20 protein-coding genes and 1 tRNA gene are annotated in these 19,728 nt (G+C 42.2%); 20 read left to right on the top strand and 1 reads right to left on the bottom strand.

Annotated features, from left to right (window positions below; translation table 11 throughout):
• From tpiA to HMPREF1519_RS07440, 12 genes are all read left to right on the top strand, one after another.
• Entirely contained in the window at nt 1-759 is a 759-nt protein-coding gene (tpiA, locus tag HMPREF1519_RS07495) for a triose-phosphate isomerase (RefSeq protein ID WP_002885895.1), read from the top strand.
• 303 nt (nt 760-1,062) lie between these two features.
• Entirely contained in the window at nt 1,063-3,048 is a 1,986-nt protein-coding gene (gene tkt / locus HMPREF1519_RS07490) for a transketolase (protein ID WP_022496580.1), read from the top strand.
• A gap of 95 nt (nt 3,049-3,143) precedes the next feature.
• Nucleotides 3,144-3,216: transfer RNA gene (locus HMPREF1519_RS07485), tRNA-Thr, on the top strand.
• Between the two features lie 123 nt (nt 3,217-3,339).
• Complete coding sequence (gene tmk, locus HMPREF1519_RS07480; RefSeq protein WP_022496581.1) at nt 3,340-3,969, top strand: dTMP kinase; 630 nt, start codon at nt 3,340-3,342, stop codon at nt 3,967-3,969.
• Nucleotides 3,970-3,977: 8 nt separating this feature from the next.
• Nucleotides 3,978-4,853, top strand: coding sequence for a DNA polymerase III subunit delta' (locus HMPREF1519_RS07475; RefSeq protein ID WP_022496582.1), 876 nt, complete (start codon nt 3,978-3,980; stop codon nt 4,851-4,853).
• Entirely contained in the window at nt 4,850-5,656 is an 807-nt protein-coding gene (gene ricT, locus HMPREF1519_RS07470; RefSeq protein WP_022496583.1) for a regulatory iron-sulfur-containing complex subunit RicT, read from the top strand. Before HMPREF1519_RS07475 ends, ricT begins: the two co-directional genes overlap by 4 nt.
• Nucleotides 5,643-5,963 (top strand): DNA replication initiation control protein YabA, encoded by a 321-nt coding sequence (gene yabA / locus HMPREF1519_RS07465; protein ID WP_002887582.1) that lies wholly within the window; start codon nt 5,643-5,645, stop codon nt 5,961-5,963. Before ricT ends, yabA begins: the two co-directional genes overlap by 14 nt.
• Before the next feature lie 2 nt (nt 5,964-5,965).
• Complete coding sequence (gene rsmI, locus HMPREF1519_RS07460) at nt 5,966-6,832, top strand: 16S rRNA (cytidine(1402)-2'-O)-methyltransferase (RefSeq protein ID WP_022496584.1); 867 nt, start codon at nt 5,966-5,968, stop codon at nt 6,830-6,832.
• A 136-nt stretch (nt 6,833-6,968) separates the two neighbouring features.
• Nucleotides 6,969-8,204 carry an ammonium transporter gene (locus tag HMPREF1519_RS07455; RefSeq protein ID WP_037611767.1) on the top strand — a complete coding sequence of 412 codons (1,236 nt, stop codon included), beginning with the start codon at nt 6,969-6,971 and terminating at the stop codon, nt 8,202-8,204.
• 10 nt (nt 8,205-8,214) lie between these two features.
• Nucleotides 8,215-8,556, top strand: coding sequence for a P-II family nitrogen regulator (locus tag HMPREF1519_RS07450; RefSeq protein WP_002886165.1), 342 nt, complete (start codon nt 8,215-8,217; stop codon nt 8,554-8,556).
• Nucleotides 8,557-8,646: 90 nt separating this feature from the next.
• A complete protein-coding gene (locus HMPREF1519_RS07445) occupies nt 8,647-9,303 on the top strand; it encodes a glucosaminidase domain-containing protein (RefSeq protein WP_037611766.1) in 657 nt (218 codons plus the stop codon).
• 17 nt (nt 9,304-9,320) lie between these two features.
• Nucleotides 9,321-10,142, top strand: coding sequence for a Cof-type HAD-IIB family hydrolase (locus HMPREF1519_RS07440; RefSeq protein WP_002885966.1), 822 nt, complete (start codon nt 9,321-9,323; stop codon nt 10,140-10,142).
• An 18-nt stretch (nt 10,143-10,160) separates the two neighbouring features.
• On the opposite strand, the gene HMPREF1519_RS07435 is transcribed toward HMPREF1519_RS07440, so the two are convergent.
• The gene (locus HMPREF1519_RS07435) at nt 10,161-10,667 is read right to left on the bottom strand and encodes a YgjV family protein (RefSeq protein WP_037605533.1); all 507 of its coding nucleotides are present in this window, start codon (nt 10,665-10,667) and stop codon (nt 10,161-10,163) included.
• Nucleotides 10,668-10,890: 223 nt separating this feature from the next.
• Between HMPREF1519_RS07435 and HMPREF1519_RS07430 the strand changes: the two genes are divergently transcribed.
• From HMPREF1519_RS07430 to HMPREF1519_RS07400, 8 genes are all read left to right on the top strand, one after another.
• Entirely contained in the window at nt 10,891-11,967 is a 1,077-nt protein-coding gene (locus tag HMPREF1519_RS07430; RefSeq protein ID WP_037611763.1) for an SH3 domain-containing protein, read from the top strand.
• Between the two features lie 137 nt (nt 11,968-12,104).
• Entirely contained in the window at nt 12,105-13,736 is a 1,632-nt protein-coding gene (locus tag HMPREF1519_RS07425) for a Na/Pi cotransporter family protein (RefSeq protein WP_022496591.1), read from the top strand.
• Between the two features lie 84 nt (nt 13,737-13,820).
• Nucleotides 13,821-14,969: an N-acetylglucosamine-6-phosphate deacetylase gene (nagA, locus tag HMPREF1519_RS07420; protein ID WP_037611782.1), complete on the top strand. Its 1,149-nt coding sequence runs from the start codon at nt 13,821-13,823 to the stop codon at nt 14,967-14,969.
• Between the two features lie 105 nt (nt 14,970-15,074).
• Nucleotides 15,075-15,236, top strand: coding sequence for a hypothetical protein (locus tag HMPREF1519_RS10705; RefSeq protein ID WP_022496593.1), 162 nt, complete (start codon nt 15,075-15,077; stop codon nt 15,234-15,236).
• Complete coding sequence (locus tag HMPREF1519_RS07415; RefSeq protein WP_022496594.1) at nt 15,220-15,711, top strand: hypothetical protein; 492 nt, start codon at nt 15,220-15,222, stop codon at nt 15,709-15,711. Before HMPREF1519_RS10705 ends, HMPREF1519_RS07415 begins: the two co-directional genes overlap by 17 nt.
• A 454-nt stretch (nt 15,712-16,165) precedes the next feature.
• Nucleotides 16,166-17,083, top strand: coding sequence for a glycine--tRNA ligase subunit alpha (glyQ, locus tag HMPREF1519_RS07410; RefSeq protein ID WP_002886077.1), 918 nt, complete (start codon nt 16,166-16,168; stop codon nt 17,081-17,083).
• A gap of 205 nt (nt 17,084-17,288) precedes the next feature.
• On the top strand, nt 17,289-19,325 hold the full coding sequence (gene glyS / locus HMPREF1519_RS07405; protein ID WP_022496595.1) for a glycine--tRNA ligase subunit beta: 2,037 nt from the start codon (nt 17,289-17,291) through the stop codon (nt 19,323-19,325).
• Nucleotides 19,326-19,358: 33 nt separating this feature from the next.
• Nucleotides 19,359-19,616 carry a DUF896 family protein gene (locus HMPREF1519_RS07400; RefSeq protein WP_002886085.1) on the top strand — a complete coding sequence of 86 codons (258 nt, stop codon included), beginning with the start codon at nt 19,359-19,361 and terminating at the stop codon, nt 19,614-19,616.
• Nucleotides 19,617-19,728: the final 112 nt, after the last annotated feature.

Raw genomic sequence — 19,728 nt, 5'->3', positions numbered from 1 at the left:
ATGTCACGTAAACCATTTATCGCTGGTAACTGGAAAATGAACAAAAATCCAGAAGAAGCAAAAGCATTCGTTGAAGCTGTAGCATCAAAACTTCCTTCATCAGATCTTGTTGAAGCTGGTATCGCAGCTCCTGCAGTTGACTTGACTGCTGTACTTGCTGCTGCTAAAGGTTCAGACCTTAAAGTTGCTGCACAAAACACTTACTTTGAAAATGCTGGTGCCTTCACTGGTGAAACTAGCCCACAAGTTTTGAAAGAAATCGGTACTGACTACGTTGTTATCGGTCACTCAGAACGTCGTGACTACTTCCACGAAACTGATGAAGACATCAACAAAAAAGCTAAAGCAATCTTTGCTAATGGTATGCTTCCAATCATCTGTTGTGGTGAATCACTTGAAACTTACGAAGCTGGTAAAGCAGCAGAATTCGTAGGTGCTCAAGTTTCAGCTGCTCTTGCTGGATTGACTGCAGAACAAGTAGCTTCAACAGTAATCGCCTACGAACCAATCTGGGCTATCGGTACTGGTAAATCAGCTTCACAAGACGACGCACAAAAAATGTGTAAAGTTGTTCGTGACGTTGTAGCTGCTGACTTTGGTCAAGAAGTTGCCGACAAAGTACGTGTTCAATACGGTGGATCAGTTAAACCTGAAAACGTTGCTGAATACATGGCTTGTCCAGACGTTGACGGAGCTCTTGTAGGTGGTGCATCACTTGAAGCTGAAAGCTTCTTGGCATTGCTTGACTTCGTTAAATAATTTTAGATAAAGTCGAGGTTTCCCTCGGCTTTTTTCTTGTTTGTCTTAAGTGTTTTTCTAAAAAAAGCCAGGTTTCTCTTATCCTGTTTTGGGGAGCAAAGGTGCTTAAATGTAGAACAAAAACTCCTATTTTGTAAGCCCTATCTTTTTGTTTGGATTTTTTAAAACTTTGAGCCTAGGCAAGTACAATTGGGTTGTCCCAAGAGGCAGATAATATGCTATAATGAGAGTAGTATAACTAGAGCGCAGGCACTGATAGTCTGTATGCTCCGCATTTTTCCAAGAAGAGGAGAATTAGAAATCATGACTTTTGATGCAATTGACCAAATGGCGGTCAGCACTATTCGTTCGCTTTCGATCGAGGCCATTCAAGCCGCGAATTCTGGACACCCAGGTCTTCCTATGGGTGCAGCGCCAATGGCATATGTACTTTGGAACCATGTGATGAATGTTAATCCAAAGACTAGCCGTAACTGGACAAACCGTGACCGTTTTGTTCTTTCTGCAGGTCATGGTTCTGCTTTGCTTTATAGTCTCTTGCACCTTTCAGGCTATGATGTATCAATGGATGATTTGAAGAACTTCCGTCAATGGGGTTCTAAGACTCCGGGTCACCCTGAAGTTGATCATACTGATGGTGTTGAAGCAACATCAGGTCCTCTTGGTCAAGGAATTGCTAATGCAGTAGGTATGGCAATGGCTGAAGCACATTTGGCTGCTAAATTTAACAAACCTGGTTTTGATATTGTTGACCATTATACTTATGCCCTCCATGGAGATGGTTGTTTGATGGAAGGTGTTTCTCAAGAAGCTGCTAGTCTTGCTGGTCATCTTAAACTTGGTAAATTGGTTCTTCTTTACGATTCAAACGATATTTCGCTTGATGGACCAACATCAATGGCTTTCACTGAGGATGTTAAGGCTAAGTTTGAAGCTTATGGTTGGCAACACATCCTTGTTAAAGATGGTAATGATTTGGAAGCTATTGCTAAAGCTATCGAAGAAGCTAAAGCTGAGACAGATAAACCATCTATTATCGAAGTTAAGACAATCATTGGTTACGGAGCTGAAGGACAAGGAACATCAGCTGTCCACGGTGCTCCAATTGGTCAAGACGGCATTGATCACGCAAAAAGTGTTTACGGTTACGATGCACCGGCATTTACAGTTCCAGATGAAGTTGCTCGTCGTTTTGAAGTTGGTATTAAATTCCGTGGTGAAGCTGCTGAAAATGCTTGGCAAACTAAATTTGCAGAATATGAAGCTGCTTACCCAGAGTTGGCTGCTGAATACAAGGCTGCCTTTGCGAATGAACCTGTACACGTTGACTTGAAGGCTCATGAAGTGGGTTCAGCAGTAGCTAGCCGTGTGTCAAGCCAACAAGCTATCCAACAGATTTCTGAACAAGTTCCTTCATTCTGGGGAGGTTCGGCAGACCTTTCAGCTTCTAACAATACTATGGTTAAGGCTGAGTCTGATTTCCAAGCAGATAACTATGCTGGACGTAATATTTGGTTCGGTGTACGTGAGTTTGCTATGGCTGCAGCAATGAATGGTATTGCCCTTCATGGTGGTACTCGTGTTTATGGTGGTACTTTCTTTGTCTTCTCAAACTACTTGCTTCCAGCAGTACGTATGGCAGCACTTCAAAACTTACCAGTAACTTATGTTATGACGCACGACTCAGTAGCAGTTGGTGAAGATGGACCTACTCACGAACCAATCGAACAATTGGCAAGTGTGCGTTCAATGCCTAACCTTAACGTTATCCGTCCTGCAGATGGTAATGAAACTAATGCTGCTTGGAAACGTGCCTTGGCTGAGACTGAACGTCCAACAATGCTAGTTTTGACACGTCAAAACTTGCCAGTCCTTGACGGTACAGCTGAAAATGCTGAAGCTGGTGTCAATAAAGGGGCTTACATCATCTCAGAAGCTAAAGGTGATCTTGATGGTATTATCATTGCGACTGGTTCAGAAGTGAAATTGGCGCTTGATACGCAAGCTGCTCTTGAAGCAGAAGGTGTGCATGTTCGTGTTGTTTCAATGCCATCACAAAATCTCTTTGATGAACAAGATGCTGCTTACAAAGAAGAAGTTCTTCCAGCAGCTGTTACAAAACGTTTGGCTATTGAAGCCGGAACTAGCTTTGGTTGGGGCAAATATGTTGGTCTTGCAGGTAAAACACTTACTATTGATACTTGGGGTGCATCAGCACCTGGTGACCGTATCTTTAAGGAATATGGTTTCACTGTTGAAAATGCAAGTCAACTTTACAAATCATTGTAAGAAAGGAAAGAGCTTGGCTAGTCCAAGTTCTTTTTTCTTGTAAATTTCATACAGAACTTGACTTTTTAGGGCATAGTGTTAGAATGACTGTGTCAGCCGATTTAGCTCAGTTGGTAGAGCAACGCACTCGTAACGCGTAGGTCACAGGTTCGAAACCTGCAATCGGCATGGTCAGAAGTATTCAGATAGAAAAAGGGGTTTTTAGAAACCTCTGTTTTCTTTTGTCCTTGATTGTTCATTTAAGCTAAAATTTGATAAAATAGAAGATGAAAAAAATCAAAAGGAAGTATCATGTCAAAAGGGTTATTAATCTCAATCGAAGGGCCGGACGGTGCTGGAAAGACCACAGTTTTGGAGGCGCTTTTACCTCGTCTTAGAGAAGCCTACCCAGCCAAAGTCGTGACGACACGTGAACCAGGCGGAGTAGCTATTGCAGAGCAAATCCGTGAGGTTATTCTGGATGTAGATAATACGGCTATGGATGCTAAGACAGAGCTCTTGCTCTATATTGCGGCTCGCCGTCAACATTTGGTTGAGAAGGTCTTGCCAGAGCTTGAAAAAGGCAATATGGTCATCATGGATCGTTTTATTGATTCATCAGTTGCTTATCAAGGTACTGGCCGTGGCTTGAATCAGGATGAGATTGCCTGGTTAAATGCCTATGCGACTGATGGGTATAAACCTGATGTGACCCTATTGTTTGATGTGGATTCTGAGACTGGTTTGGCCCGCATTGCAGCTAGCGGTGAACGTGAAGTTAATCGGTTGGATTTAGAGAAGCTTGACCTACATCAGCGTGTACGTCAAGGTTATTTAGATTTGGCACAGGCTGAACCAGAACGTATCAAGTTAATCGATGCCTCACAGGCTTTTGAGGATGTTGTAGAGCAAGCTTGGAATGTAATTAAAGGCTATTTATAAGGAGCAAGATGAAGTTAGCTGAAAGTCAAAGCAAACTATTTGAAGAGTTTTCACAAATTATCAGGGAAAATCGTTTGAGTCATGCTTATTTGTTTTCGGGTGATTTTGGAAGTCTCGACATGGCTATTTGGCTAGCACAGAGTCGGTTTTGTGTGACTCCTGAGGATGGTCTACCTTGTGGCCACTGTCGTCCCTGTCGCTTGATTGCACAGGGGGACTTTTCTGATGTTAAATTAGTAGAGCCACAAGGACAGATTATTAAGACGGACACGATTCGTCAGTTGACTAGAGAGTTTAGCCAATCGAGTTTTGAGGGGCAGGCTCAGGTTTTTATCATTCGTGATGCAGATAAGATGCACGTTAATGCTGCTAATAGTCTATTAAAGTTTATTGAAGAACCTCAAAGTCAGATTTATATTTTTCTTTTGACAGCTGATGATAGTCGTATTTTACCGACGATAAAAAGCCGAGCTCAACTCTTTTATTTTCCTAAGAACAGAGTTTATCTGGAAGACTTGCTGCAGAAGGAAGGCTTGTTATTAACACAAGCTAAGGTCTTGGCAGATTTTGCTAAGGATGAAGCACAGGCTTTGGAGCTAGCTAAGGATAATAAGGTTCTCGATTTGGTCAATACAGTGGAGCGTTTTTCACAGTCTCTGCTGGCTAATCAGGACCTGCTTTATCTGGATGTTGCAAAACTGGCTGTCCAGTGTAGTGAAAAGTCGGAACAAGAGATGGTCTGGGCTTTTTTAACTTATCAATTGGGGAAGGATATACAAAATCCACAAGCAAGACGATGGCTAGACTTAGTATATGAGGCACGAAAAATGTGGCTAGCTAATGTCAGTTTTCAAAATGCGATGGAGTATATGGTGTTATCATGACTGAAGTCATTGGAATAAAATTTGAAGAAACTGGTACAATAGAATATGTTGTACCTGATAGAAATTATGCCAAAGATGACTTTGTGGTCGTTTTGGAGAAAAAAGATAAACGCCTAGCTCAGGTTGTCATGGAAAACACAGATTTTCCTGAGCTTAGTTTGCCTGCGGATTTGAATCGGGTTGAAGGATTGGCAGGAGAGAAAGATTTTGCTAGATATGAGGAAAATCTTTTGAAGGCTGAAAAGAGTATGGGAGTAGTGGCTGATTTAATTGCTCAAAATCAGCTAGATATGAAGGTGGTTGATATTGTCTTTCCGCTAAATAACTCTTATGTGTTAATCAGTTTTGTAGCTGAAAAACGGGTAGATTTTCGTCAGTTGCTCAAAGATTTGGCATCTTACTTTAAGACACGCATTGAGTTGCGTCAAATTTCAAGTCGTGAGGAATCAAAGATTTATGGTGGTTTAGGACCTTGTGGACGTGCACTTTGTTGTTCTAGCTTTTTGGGTGAATTTCCACCGGTGTCGATTAAGATGGCTAAAAATCAGAGTTTGTCCTTGAATTCTGGTAAGATGAACGGTGTCTGTGGCCGACTCATGTGCTGTCTCAGTTATGAAGATGATTTTTACAGAGAAAGCAAGGCTAGTTATCCTGACTTGGGTGATGAAATTGAAACCAAGGATGGCATGGGTCAAGTTGTTGCCATTGATGTGATCGCAGGGACTATTAAGGTTGTGTTTGAAAAAGGGCGTGCGCCCCTAATTTATGGAGTGGAGGAAGTTCAGCTAAATGGAAAAGCGTGAATTGTATGATAAGTTCGAAGAATTATCACAAAATTTGATGTCAATGTTGGCAGAAGTAGAAGCAATTAAGGCGAACTTCTCAGGGATTCTTGATGAGAATACAGCCCTTAAGTTGGAAAACGACAAGTTGCGTGAACACTTGAGTCAAGTGGTTCAAGAGGAGACAGGAACTAAGATGTCTCATGGCAAGGTGAATCTCGAAGCCATTTATGATGATGGATTCCATATTTGTCCAGATTTTTATGGTCAACGTCGTGATAATAATGAGGCTTGTGGCTTCTGTGCAGAATTGTTGTACGGAGATTAAGCATGCAGGTTCAAAAGAGTTTTAAGGGGCAGTCTAACTACGGTACCCTCTACCTAGTTCCCACACCTATTGGGAATTTGCAGGATATGACTTTCCGCAGTGTTCAAATCCTGAAAGAGGTAGATCTTATTTGTGCGGAGGATACGCGCAATACGGGGTTACTTCTCAAGCATTTTGAGATTGAAACCAAGCAGTATTCTTTTCATGAGCACAATGCCTATGAGAAAATTCCAGATTTACTGGAGCGCTTGAAATCAGGTCTTTCTTTAGCTCAGGTTTCTGATGCAGGTATGCCTTCCATTTCGGACCCTGGTCATGATTTGGTCAAAGCTGCCATTGCGGAGGATATTCCTGTGGTGGCCTTACCGGGAGCATCAGCTGGGATTACAGCCTTGATTGCCAGTGGTTTAGCACCGCAACCTCATATTTTTTATGGTTTTCTACCTCGAAAAAAAGGCCAGCAGATTGACTTTTTCAAGGAAAAGCTGTCTTATCCAGAGACACAGATCTTTTATGAGTCACCTTACCGTGTAGCTGATACCCTTGAAAATATGCAAGAGGTCTATGGCAACCGTCAGGTAACTCTGGTTCGAGAATTAACCAAACTTTACGAAGAGTACCAGCGAGGCTCCATCTCAGAAATTTTGGATTATATTGCCTCTAATCCTCTCAAGGGAGAATGTTTACTGATTGTGGCCGGAGCTTCTGAAAATGATAGGGAAGAAAATCTAACATCAGATGTTATGCCAGTGGAGGCTGTTGAAGTTTTAATTGCTTCTGGCATGAAACCTAATCAGGCTATAAAAACCGTTGCTAAAGAGCGAAAAATAAACAGACAAGAGCTTTATAACCTTTTTCATGGGGTTTAAGGGGCTCTTTTTTTGTGGCGACATAAGATGTCAGAAAAGAAAGAATTATCAAAAAATTCCGTAAATATACTTGTTTATCTCATGTTTTTGTGTTATATTATCTGACATGAAATAATTTGTGAATTGGAGTGGTTTCATGGATACAGGTAGCAGTGCCTTTATATTGATTTGTTCAGCCATGGTTTGTTTGATGACACCGGCCCTGGCCTTCTTCTATGGTGGGCTTGGACGTCGTAAGAATGTTATCAATACCATGATGATGTCTGTTCTTCCCTTAGCGATTGCCTCGCTTTTGTGGGTTATTGCTGGTTATTCTTTATCCTTTGGTGGACATGGTCGTTTCTTTGGGAATTTCAGTCATCTTTTTTTAAATGGCGTGTCTGAAGCTGCCTCAAGTCGTGGTCTAACCATTCCTGATATGCTGTTTGCTGCATTTCAGATGATGTTTTCTATTATTTGTGTAGCGATTTTGACTGGTTCGGTTGTAGGACGGATGCGCTTTACCCCCTTGGCTATTTTCGTAGTCTTTTGGTTACTTTTGGTTTATTATCCTTTTGCGCATATGGTTTGGGACGAAGGCTTTCTTGCTAAATGGGGGACGATTGACTTTGCAGGTGGTGATGTGGTTCATATTACCTCTGGTGTATCGGCCTTGGTTCTGGCAATCGTTGTTGGTAAACGTCGTGATTTTGCCATTTTAGAACACCGTCCTCATAATGTTCCATTTGTCCTATTGGGAGCGGGTCTCTTATGGTTTGGTTGGTTTGGCTTTAATGCAGGATCAGCCTTGGCTGCTAATGGTTTGGCAGTTCACGCGCTAGTAACCACTCATGTGTCAGCTGCTGCAGCCATGTTTTCATGGTTGGCAATTGAAAAATATGTCACAGGACATCCATCCTTGGTTGGTGGTTCAACCGGTTTGGTAGCAGGTCTAGTTGCAATTACACCTGGAGCTGGTTTTGTTTCAATTTGGAGTGCTATTCTAATTGGTCTTATGGTTAGTCCGATTTGTTTCTATGCTATTTCAGTCTTGAAGAAACGTTTTGCCTATGATGATGCTTTGGACGCTTTTGGTTGCCATGGTGTTGGAGGTATCTTTGGAGGTTTTGCCACTGCGATTTTTACGACACCAGATTTAGCCCTAGATAAGACCAATATTGGCTTGATTTATGGAAAGACGCATCTGTTTATTGTGACATTTTTGGCTATTATTTTTACAGCTATTTGGTCTGCTCTTGTGACCTATGGTATTATTAAAGTAATTGCTCATTATATGCCTTTACGTGTTAGTGACCGTGATGAAGCTATTGGTCTCGATGACTGTGAACACAAGGAAACAGCCTATCCAACCTTTATGGGCTTAGATTCGTAGGAGAATACAGATGAAAAAAGTAGAAGCGATTATTCGTTCGGATAAATTAGAAGATTTGAAAAATGCCTTAACTGGTAGTGGTCTGGCTAAGGGAATGACTGTGAGTCAAGTTCTAGGTTATGGTAATCAACGTGGCTTTGCAGAGTTTGTTCGTGGACAGCGCATTGTTCCTACCTTATTAGCTAAGGTTAAGGTTGAAATTGTAGTCAAAGATATGGCAGTTGACGAAGTTGTTGATGCTATTCGTAGTGCCGTGGCGACAGGAGAAGTTGGTGATGGGAAGATTTTTATCGTTCCTATTGATGATGTTATCCGTATTCGTACTGGTGAACGTGGTGGAGACGCCATTTAATATAATGGAGGCTTAAACCGGTTGGTTTGGGTCTTTTTTAGTGAATTTTGATATACTTAGAGAAGTTAGTATGATTGAGGGGGTGACCAATTGGCAAAAGGAAAAAAGAAAAGCAAGTCGAAAGCTAGACCTAAGAAAACTAAAAAGAAAAAGAAGTCTTTCTTGCTCTTTCCTAAATTTTTCCAGAAGTGGAGTCTGATTTTTATTGGCCTATTTGCCTTATTGGGACTCCTAGCTAGTTTAAATTTTCCAAGGTTGACCATGGAAAAGAACATGACATCTACGGATGAGACGACGGTTGCTTTTATTGCCGAGATTGGCGAGACGTCCCGCTATTTGGCGGCTAGAAACGATCTTTATGCATCTGTCATGATTGCTCAGGCCATCTTGGAATCTGACTCTGGACAATCTACTTTGAGTCAGAAGCCGTCCTATAACTTCTTTGGGATTAAGGGGGATTACAATGGTCAAAGTGTGACCCTACCGACCTGGGAGGATGATGGTAAGGGCAATCCTTACTATATTGATGCGGCTTTTCGTTCTTATGGTTCTGTGGAAAATTCTTTACAGGACTATGTGGATTTCCTTGAGGGAAGCTACTATGTAGGGGTGCACCGTTCCAATACTAAGAATTATAAGGATGCGACAGCTGCCCTAACAGGGGTCTACGCTACGGACACAACCTACGGAGACAAATTAAACAGCATCATTGAACAATATCAGTTAACCATTTATGACACTTATTAGGGTCGAAGGAGAGTAAAATGAATCAGAACAAAGTGAAACTCATTGCAATAGATATGGACGGAACACTCTTAGATAGCCAAAAAGAGATTCCTGCAGAGAATATTAAAGCTATTCAAGAAGCAGCTGCGGCAGGTATCAAAATTGTCCTTTGTACAGGACGCCCACGTTCAGGCATTCTTCCGCATTTTGAGAAATTAGGACTGAGTGAAGAAGAGTACATTATCATGAATAATGGCTGTTCAACTTATGAGACAAAAAATTGGAAGTTGCTTCAATATGAAAGTTTATCTCGCTCCGAGATGGAAGAACTCTTGCAGGCTTGCGAAGACTTCCCAGAGGTGGCTCTAACCTTTACTGGTGAAAAAACTTACTATGTTGTGGGCGATGAGGTGCCTGAGCTAGTAGCATATGATGCTGGGACTGTTTTCACAGAAGCAAAAGCTAGGAGTTTGGAAGAAATCTTTGCGGAAGGTCAAGTGATTTTCCAAGCCATGTATATGGCTGATTCTGAACCTTTGGATGCCTTCCAAAATGCTGTGCAAGACAGACTTGATCAGAGCTATAGCACAGTTCGTAGCCAAGAATATATCTTTGAAATCATGCCACAGGGGGCAACTAAGGCCAGCGGACTTAAGCATTTAGCGGAAAAACTTGGAATTGCTCCAGATCAAATCATGGCTCTGGGTGATGCTGCTAATGACCTTGAAATGCTTCAATTCGTCGGTCAAAGTGTTGCCATGGGTAATGCTAGTGACGACATTAAAGAGTTGTGTAAGTATGTGACCTTGACAAATGACGAGGCAGGCGTAGCTCACGCTATTCGTACTTGGGCTTTATAAGAAAAAGACCTTTAGCTTCTATCTGCTAAAGGTTTTTCGATTTTGGATAATGGCAATGAGAGTGGTTAGTGTGATGGTAATATCAGTTATGGCAGCGGGGTAGGCCTGAATGGTCAAATCGTAAATCAGCCAGAGTAACATATTTTCAATAATGACCCAGCGAAGCCACTGAAGGTTTCGTGTGATGGCAATGGCTAAACTATAAGAGACTGAAGAGATGATTGGCAGATAGCCAATAAGTCCAAGTTGATTGAGATAGGTTCCTACAATGATTTGAATAACGATGAGGATGGTCAAGATAGTCTTGGTCATCTTCTTTTTGACCATCAAGCTATTACGTATGATGGAAATACTAATGGTTAAAGCACCGGTATAGCCACCCAATAAGAGGTTGGCAATAGCAGTAAAAATGTAGTCGGTAATTTGCCAGACGAGCATTTTATGTTTTGATTTTACAAAAGAGGAAATAGCGACACAGAGAGCTCCGATGGCTGAGAATACTTGTGCTAGAAGATAGATTGTCATGATATAACTTTCAATTATTGTCTCCATTATATCACAAGGATTCAAGAGATTTTCATCTCTTTTTTAGAATTTACAATCCTAATATATTAGCGTTTACATTAGAAAATGATATAATAAAAGTGTAGAAAAGATTATTCCCTTAAAAGTAGAGAGAACCCAATGTTCCCTTGTGACATAGGTCCTGTCTTTACTTTTACGATAGACTAGAAATGAGGAAATAATTATGAAAAACAAATTTTCTCAAGTAATCGTGCTTTCCATGGTTACCCTTTCCTCAATGGCTTTGCTGACGGCCTGTTCCAGCCATAAGGAATCGAGTTCAGCAGATAAGACGCCTAAGAGCAGCCAGGTGACCTCATCAAGTAAGGCTAAAACATCCAGTAAAGATAGCGGTAAGACTAGCAAGTCTAGTGCTAAGGCCAAGGAATCTTCGGGTGCAAAGACGGAGTCTTCAAGCACGCAAAGTAGTCAAAAGGCTTCTGCCCCAAGTTCGAGTAGTAGTCAGGCTCAGTCATCATCTTCAAAGAGTTCATCAGTTCCCTCAAGTAGCCAGTCCCAAGCACCTAAATCATCAAACGAGAGCCAATCTTCAGCCAGTCAATCTCAAGCGCCAAAGAGCTCAAGTGATAGTCAAGCTTCAAGTAGTCAATCTAGCAGTCAAGCTCAAGCTAAAACGGATATGCAAGTAACCACCGTGGATATGGATGTGAGTGCTGTAGCGCGTGGTCAGTTTGATAGTATTGCTGGTACTTGGAAGTCCAGTGATGGCAGTCGTCTGGTCTTTAACAACACTAGCCTAGTAGGAGATATCACTGCCCAAGGTCAAGCGACAGTTCACAATTATGTGCACCCGAAAGATAATTATCAAGAGAGCTCAGGTAAGTATGATGCCACCCTCTCAAGAGATAGAGGGGACACTTCTGGTATTGTTGGAGATATTAGCTTTGTCTCTAAAAAAGCAGCTATTTCTGGTCCTAGCTATGAACAAGATACCATTCAAGTAACCAGTACTGATGGAACAAAGGTCTACTTTAAAGAATCAGATAATGTGACACTACCTAAAGACGTGACTGTTACTGACAATCAACTTCCAATTGATGGTGGTATTGCAGAATCTGGCAGCTACACGCTTACCAAACGTACAGCTGTCAAAAATACTCCTAGTGATACAGCTCCAGTTGAATTTTACTTAGAAGCAGGCGATAAGATTAACTTTGATATGAAGGTTACTCAAGACGGTCATAGTTGGATTTCTTACATCAGCTATAGTGGTGTTCGCCGTTATGTTCAAGTGGATTAAATAAGATATCTAGAAAGGTCAGAATTTCTTCTGATCTTTCTATTATTTTGTGGAAAAAGCCTTGTCTATTCCCTAATAAATCGATACAATAGAAAGGTCGGTTTAACCGAAAATTTTTAAATAATGAGGACAAAAATGTGTCAGTAAATTGGCAAGATATTGCGTTTTCTTTCCTCGGTGGTTTGGGGCTTTTCCTCTTTAGTATCAAGTATATGGGAGATGGTCTTCAACAAGCAGCCGGAGATAAGTTGCGCTTTTACATCGATAAGTATACCAGCAACCCGTTTTTAGGGGTTTTGATTGGTATTGTCATGACGGCCTTGATTCAATCGAGTTCAGGGGTTACCGTTATTGTCGTCGGTCTGGTTTCGGCAGGGCTTTTGAGTCTTCGTCAGGCTATTGGTATTGTCATGGGGGCAAACATCGGTACAACCGTAACTTCCTTCATGATTGGTTTCAAGCTTGGTGACTATGCCCTTCCAGTGATTTTCCTGGGGGCTGCGCTTCTCTTCTTTACAAGCAATAAGAAGCTCAATAATCTAGGACGTATCTTGTTTGGTGTTGGGGGGATTTTCTTTGCCCTTAACCTTATGGGAGATGCGGTAGAACCTTTGAAGTCAGTTACAGCCTTTAAGGACTACTTGGCAACCTTGGGTGATCGCCCAGTCATGGGGGTTATCATCGGTGCTGGCTTGACCATGTTGATTCAGTCGTCAGCAGCGACCATCGGTATTCTTCAGAGTCTCTACTCAGGTGGTTTGCTTGATCTGCAAGGTGCCCTTCCAATCCTCTTTGGGGATAATATCGGAACAACAATCACAGCGGTACTAGCAGCTCTTGGTTCGAACATTGCGGCTAAACGTGTGGCAGGGGCTCACGTCCTGTTCAATGTTATTGGGACGGTCTTGTGTTTGATTCTTTTGGTACCATTCACAGCCTTGATTCAATGGTTTAAGTCTGTGCTTGGATTGACACCTGAGATGACCATCGCCTTTGCTCACGGTACTTTTAACATTGCAAATACTATCGTTCAATTCCCATTCATCGGAGTTCTAGCTTACCTTGTAACTAAGATTATTCCTGGTGAGGACGAAATTAACAAGTACGAAGCACTTTACTTGGACCGTTTGCTTATCACACAGGCACCAGCTATCGCCCTTGGTAATGCCAAGAAAGAATTGGTGCACTTGGCGTCATACGCCATCCAGTCTTTGGAAGCTTCATACGCTTTCTTTGCTAAGGGAGATGAGAAATACTATGATAAGGTTGAGAAGTATGAAACAGCTGTTAATAGTATTGACGAAGAGTTGACAACTTACTTGATTGACATCTCTAACGAATCTCTTAGCGTTTCCGAGAATGAAGTTTTGGCAAGTGTGCTTGATTCTGTTCGTGACTTGGAGCGTATGGGTGACCTTGCCCTTGCAAGTGCTAACCTTTCACAACACATTCATAGTAAGGGAATTGAATTCTCTGATACTGCCAAGGCTGAGCTTGCGGATGTTTACAACCGTACTCACCGCATCGCCCTTGATAGTATTCGTGTGGTTGTAGATGATGACAAGGTACTTGCAGGTCAAGTCATCCTTCGTCATGAAGAGTTGGAAAAACTTGAAAAACAATTGCGTAAAATACATACCAAACGTCTTAACAATGGTGAATGTACTGCGCAAGCAGGTATCAACTATGTTGATTACCTCTCACATTACACACGTATCGCAGACCATGCGATTAATCTTGTTGAAAAGGTTACAGAGGGTGTGATTTAATAGAGAAAGCCGAGAAAAATTCTCGGCTTTTTTGATATAATGAAAGCGTATTAAGAATATAGAAAAATGATGAGAGGTGGTCCTATGACCTATTATATTTCAGCCAAACGTTTTTACTTTGAGAATAAAATCAAGGAAGGTGGCTACCTAGAGGTTGTGGATGGTCATTTCGGTGACTGGACAGAAAAGGTACCAGAAGGTGCAGAAGTACTGGATTACAGTAATTATCAGATTGCTCCGGGTCTTGTAGATACTCATATTCATGGATTTGCGGGTTATGATGTCATGGATAATTCTGAGGAAAGTCTTCTAGGTATGAGTCAAGCCTTACTTTCAGCAGGTGTGACCTCTTTCTTACCGACAGCTCTAACAGCGCCATTTGAAGAGTTAAAAGCTATTTGCCAAACAACAGCTAATACGGTTGGTAAGGAAACTGGTGCCAAAATTCAAGGGCTCTTCTTTGAAGGACCTTATTTTACTGAAACCTATAAGGGAGCTCAAAATCCTAAATACATGGGCAATCCAAGTGTGGAACAATTGAAGGCATGGCAGGAGGCAGCTCAAGGAAAATTGATTAAATTGGCTCTTGCTCCTGAACGTGAGGGAGTAGCTGAATTTATCCAAGAAGCAACCAAGCAAGGCGTAACTATTGCTCTAGGTCATTCCAATGCCACATATGAAGAAGCCATGGCAGCAGTGGAAGCTGGGGCATCCGTTTGGGTTCACGTCTACAACGGAATGCGTGGTTTTACACATCGTGAGCCTGGTATGGTTGGGGCAGCCTTCGATAGTCCAGAAACGATTGGTGAGTTGATCGCTGATGGGCATCACGCGGTCCCTGCAGCTTGTAAGGTTCTTATCAAGCAAAAGACACCTCGAGGAGTTGCCCTTATTACAGACTGTATGTCAGCGGGAGGACGTCCGGATGGCGACTATATGCTGGGTGAACTTCCTGTCATCGTCGAAAATGGTACTGCCCGCCTCAAAGAAGGTGGTAACCTAGCTGGATCTATCCTACAACTTAAAGACGGTGTCAAACACGTGGTTGACTGGGGGCTTGTGACGGTTGCTCAAGCTCTACAAATGGCAACTAGTGTTCCAGCTAAATCGGTTGGACTTGAAAAGACTTGCGGAAGTCTAAAAGCAGGTTTACCAGCTGATTTTATCGTACTAGATGATTCCTTGGACTTACAGGCAACATATGTTGATGGGCAAAAAGGTTGGGAAAAATAAGAGAATAAGTAGCACTTTCTTATGAAGGTGCTGTTTTTAATTGATTTTTACAAAGGTGTTAGAGTAGTGTAGAATAGAAATACTTTATATTTTACAGGAGGTAATATGTCAAAACGTATTTGGAGCATTGCCCTGGCCTATGTCGGTGTAATGATTGGTGCAGGGGTGTCTTCAGGACAGGACCTCTTACAGTATTTTGTTAGTTTTGGAGCTTGGGGACTGATAGGTGTCATGGTTCTAGGAATCTTGCATGTTGGCTATTGCTAAGGAAGTGAACCCTATCTTTGCGACGCTCTACGCCTTAGTCATCTTTGGTTTGATTTTTAATACCGTCTTTAGTCTCTACTATGCCCTTGGGAAACGCTTCTCAGCAGGTAGTGATAAACGCTTCAAGTTCTTTGTGGCTGCATTTGCCCTGGCTGGTTTCGCTATTTCCTTCATGGGCTTCCGTCAACTGGTAGCGGTTATGTATCCTATTATCGGTTATCTGGGAATGCTGATGTTGGTCGTGCTAGTTGTGGCTAGCTACCGCGAAAAAGCCAAAATTTGTAAGGAAAAGGAAATTCGAAATCATCTCTTGTCTATCGTTGAGAAGTCTTATGATTCCAACCAAGACTTGACCCATCAAGACAAGAAAAAGGCCGAAGAACTTCGAGAAGCCTCAATTATTGATAATGATATTCTCCATGAGGATGCTCATGCCCATGTTCGTCAGGAAATGGGGATCAGTGAGAAGGATTAGGATTTTATTTTACAAGTTTCTCTATTTCTGCTATAATACTGACAAGAAAGAAGGGCTTATGGCGTTTTTCTAGCGAGCTTGGGACAGTGAGAGCCAAGTAGAGCAAAGTAGGCAAGTGGCGCTTTCTCTCAGCAAAGAGCTGAAGACAAACAGATAAAATGAAGTAATAAATTAGGGTGGAACCGCGTTTCTGACGCCCCTAGGTCGTTTGACTTAGGAGCAGAGACACGGTTCTTTTTGTATTCTAAGTCACGGATTTAATATTAAATTAAGGAGTATCAATGCCTAAGAAATTAACCTTTCACTGCGTCAGTGGCAGATACCTCCTTATAGTCGGACTGCCCCACGCTCAGCACTAGGGTGCCTGAGCTAGACGCAGTACTAACTCGTCTTGCCTCGTATAATCGACGGGGCAGACTCGTGTCGCAAGAAATTATAGAAAAAGGAGTAAATAATGTCTAAAAAATTGACTTTCCAGGAAATCATCCTTACTTTGCAACAATACTGGAATGACCAGGGTTGTATGCTCATGCAGGCTTATGATAATGAAAAAGGTGCGGGAACAATGAGTCCATATACCTTCCTTCGTGCCATTGGTCCTGAGCCATGGAATGCGGCTTATGTAGAGCCATCACGCCGTCCAGCAGATGGACGTTACGGGGAAAACCCAAACCGTCTTTACCAACACCACCAATTCCAAGTGGTGATGAAACCATCACCATCAAACATCCAAGAACTTTACCTTGAGTCGTTGGAAAAATTGGGTATTAATCCTTTGGAACACGATATTCGTTTCGTTGAAGATAACTGGGAAAACCCATCAACTGGTTCAGCTGGTCTTGGTTGGGAAGTTTGGCTTGACGGTATGGAAATCACTCAGTTCACCTACTTCCAACAAGTTGGTGGATTGGCAACTGGTCCGGTAACTTCTGAGGTCACTTACGGATTGGAACGTTTGGCTTCTTACATCCAAGAAGTAGATTCTGTTTACGATATTGAGTGGGCTCCAGGCGTTAAATACGGAGAAATCTTCCTTCAACCAGAATATGAGCACTCAAAATACAGCTTTGAAGTTTCAGATCAAGATATGCTTCTTGAAAACTTCGAAAAATTTGAAAAAGAAGCAGGGCGTGCTTTGGAATTGGGTCTTGTTCACCCAGCCTATGACTACGTTTTGAAATGTTCACATACCTTTAACTTGCTAGATGCACGTGGTGCTGTCTCTGTTACAGAACGTGCAGGCTACATTGCCCGCATCCGTAACTTGGCCCGTGTCGTAGCCAAAACCTTTGTCGCAGAACGTAAGAAACTTGGCTACCCACTTCTCGACGAAGCTACACGCGCCAAACTCCTAGCAGAAGAGGAAGAATAAAAAGAGTATTAGATGGGATTGGCTAATAGAGTAATCCTACAGAACCAGTTGCCGCAGTGATAAAGGTATCGTTAGAGAAACTAACGATACCAGGCAAAATTGGAGACCTTAGGCTCCAATTTTAGCAATGAAACGACGAAGTCGGTTGCTTGCGTGCCAATCACATAAGGCAAACTGGAAAAAAGATATTTTTCGGAGAAAAAACATGACAAAAAACTTATTAGTAGAACTTGGACTTGAAGAGTTGCCAGCCTACGTTGTCACACCAAGTGAAAAACAACTGGGTGAGAAAATGGCAGCCTTCTTGGATAACAACCGTCTTTCATACGAAAGCATTCAAACCTTCTCAACACCACGTCGTTTGGCCGTCCGTGTGATTGGTTTGGCGGATCAACAATCTGATTTGACCGAAGATTTTAAAGGACCTTCTAAGAAAATTGCCTTGGATGCAGATGGAAACTTCTCAAAAGCAGCGCAAGGATTCGTCCGTGGAAAAGGTTTGACGGTTGATGATATCGAATTCCGTGAAGTCAAAGGTGAAGAGTACGTTTATGTTACGAAGCACGAAGCTGGAAAACCTGCTAAAGAAGTCTTGGATGGCATTCCAGAAGTGCTTGCTTCAATGACCTTCCCTGTTAGCATGCACTGGGCTAACAACACCTTTGAATACATTCGCCCAGTTCACACATTGACAGTTCTTTTGGGTGATGAAGCGCTTGATCTTGATTTCTTGGATATCAAGTCAGGTCGTGTGAGTCGTGGACACCGTTTCCTTGGACACGAAGTGGAAATCACCAATGCGGATTCTTATGAAGAAGACCTTCGCACGGTTTACGTGATTGCGGATAGCAAAGAACGTGAAAACATGATTCGTGAGCAAATCAAAGCTATCGAAGCAGAACAAGGTGTTCAGGTTCAAATCGAAGAAGGACTTTTGAATGAAGTCTTGAACTTGGTCGAATACCCAACTGCCTTTATGGGAAGTTTTGACACTAAATATTTGGACGTTCCAGAAGAAGTCTTGGTGACCTCAATGGAAACGCATCAACGTTACTTTGTTGTACGTGACCTTGACGGTAAGCTGAAACCAAACTTCATCTCAGTACGTAATGGGAACGCTGAGCACTTGGAAAATGTCATCCGAGGAAATGAAAAAGTCTTGGTGGCACGTCTTGAAGATGGTGAATTCTTCTGGCGTGAAGACCAAAAACTTAAGATTGAAGACCTGGTTGCTAAATTGGCTAACGTGACCTTCCATGAAAAAATTGGTTCTCTTTCAGAACACATGGCGCGTGCTGGTGTTATTGCAGCGTCATTGGCTGAGCAAGCTGGTTTGACTGCAGAAGAAACAGCAGCCGTAGCTCGTGCAGCTGAAATCTATAAATTTGACCTCTTGACTGGTATGGTCGGAGAGTTTGATGAATTGCAAGGGATTATGGGTGAAAAATATGCCCTTCTCGCTGGTGAAGATGCTGCGGTTGCGACAGCTATCCGTGAGCACTACCTTCCTGATTCAGCAGATGGAGCCCTTCCAGAGACTAAGGTTGGTGCTATCCTTGCGCTAGCAGATAAATTGGATACCCTCCTTTCCTTCTTCTCAGTTGGCTTGATTCCATCAGGTTCCAATGACCCTTATGCGCTTCGTCGTGCAACACAAGGGATTGTTCGTATCTTGGATGCCTTTGGCTGGCATATCCCAATGGATGAGTTGATTGACAGACTTTACGCCCTTTCATTTGATAGTCTTTCATATGACAATCAAGCAGAAGTCATCAACTTCATCAAGGCGCGCGTGGACAAGATGATGGGACGCACACCAAAAGATATCAAAGACGCTGTTCTTGCTGGTTCAAACTTTGTCGTGGCTGATATGCTTGAAGTAGCTGACGCCCTTTCAGAAGCTGCTAAGACTGATGGTTACAAGGCAGCTGTTGAGTCACTTTCACGTGCCTTCAACTTGGCAGAAAAAGCAGATGCTTCAGTGACAGTCGATGCTAGTCTCTTTGAAAATGATCAAGAAAAAGCCCTTGCTAAAGCGATTGAAGAGCTTGAATTGACAGGTTCAGCTAGCGACAAATTGGCTCAACTCTTTGCTCTTAGCCCAGTCATTGATGCTTTCTTTGACAATACCATGGTTATGGCAGAGGATGAGGCTGTTAAAAACAACCGTTTGGCCCTTCTTGCAGGTCTTGTAGCCAAAGCTAACGCTGTTGCAGCCTTCAACCAATTGAACACAAAATAAGTACCTGGTAACAGGTAGAAAGTAGGTTTTATTATGACACCTGAAAAAATCGCTCGTATCAATGAGCTTGCTAAAAAGAAAAAAACCGAAGGTTTGACTCCAGAAGAAGAAGTGGAGCAAGCAAAACTTCGTGAAGAATACATTGAAGGTTACCGTCGCTCTGTTCGTCACCATATCGAAGGAATTAAAGTGGTGGACGAAGAAGGTAACGATGTGACACCTGAAAAACTACGTCAAGTACAACGTGAAAAAGGTTTGCATGGCCGTAGCCTTGATGATCCTGAATCATAATAACCATTAACAAGGGTTTGGAGCTTTCCAAGCCCTTGTTTTGAAGTGTAAAATTCTGAATATTCTGTATAAATTTTTGACCAATTATGCAAAAAATGGTAAAATATAAGTT

This window comes from Streptococcus sp. SR4, assembly GCF_000517725.1.
GTDB classification, from domain to species: domain Bacteria; phylum Bacillota; class Bacilli; order Lactobacillales; family Streptococcaceae; genus Streptococcus; species Streptococcus salivarius_F.
This window is presented reverse-complemented; position numbering and strand designations above follow the sequence as displayed.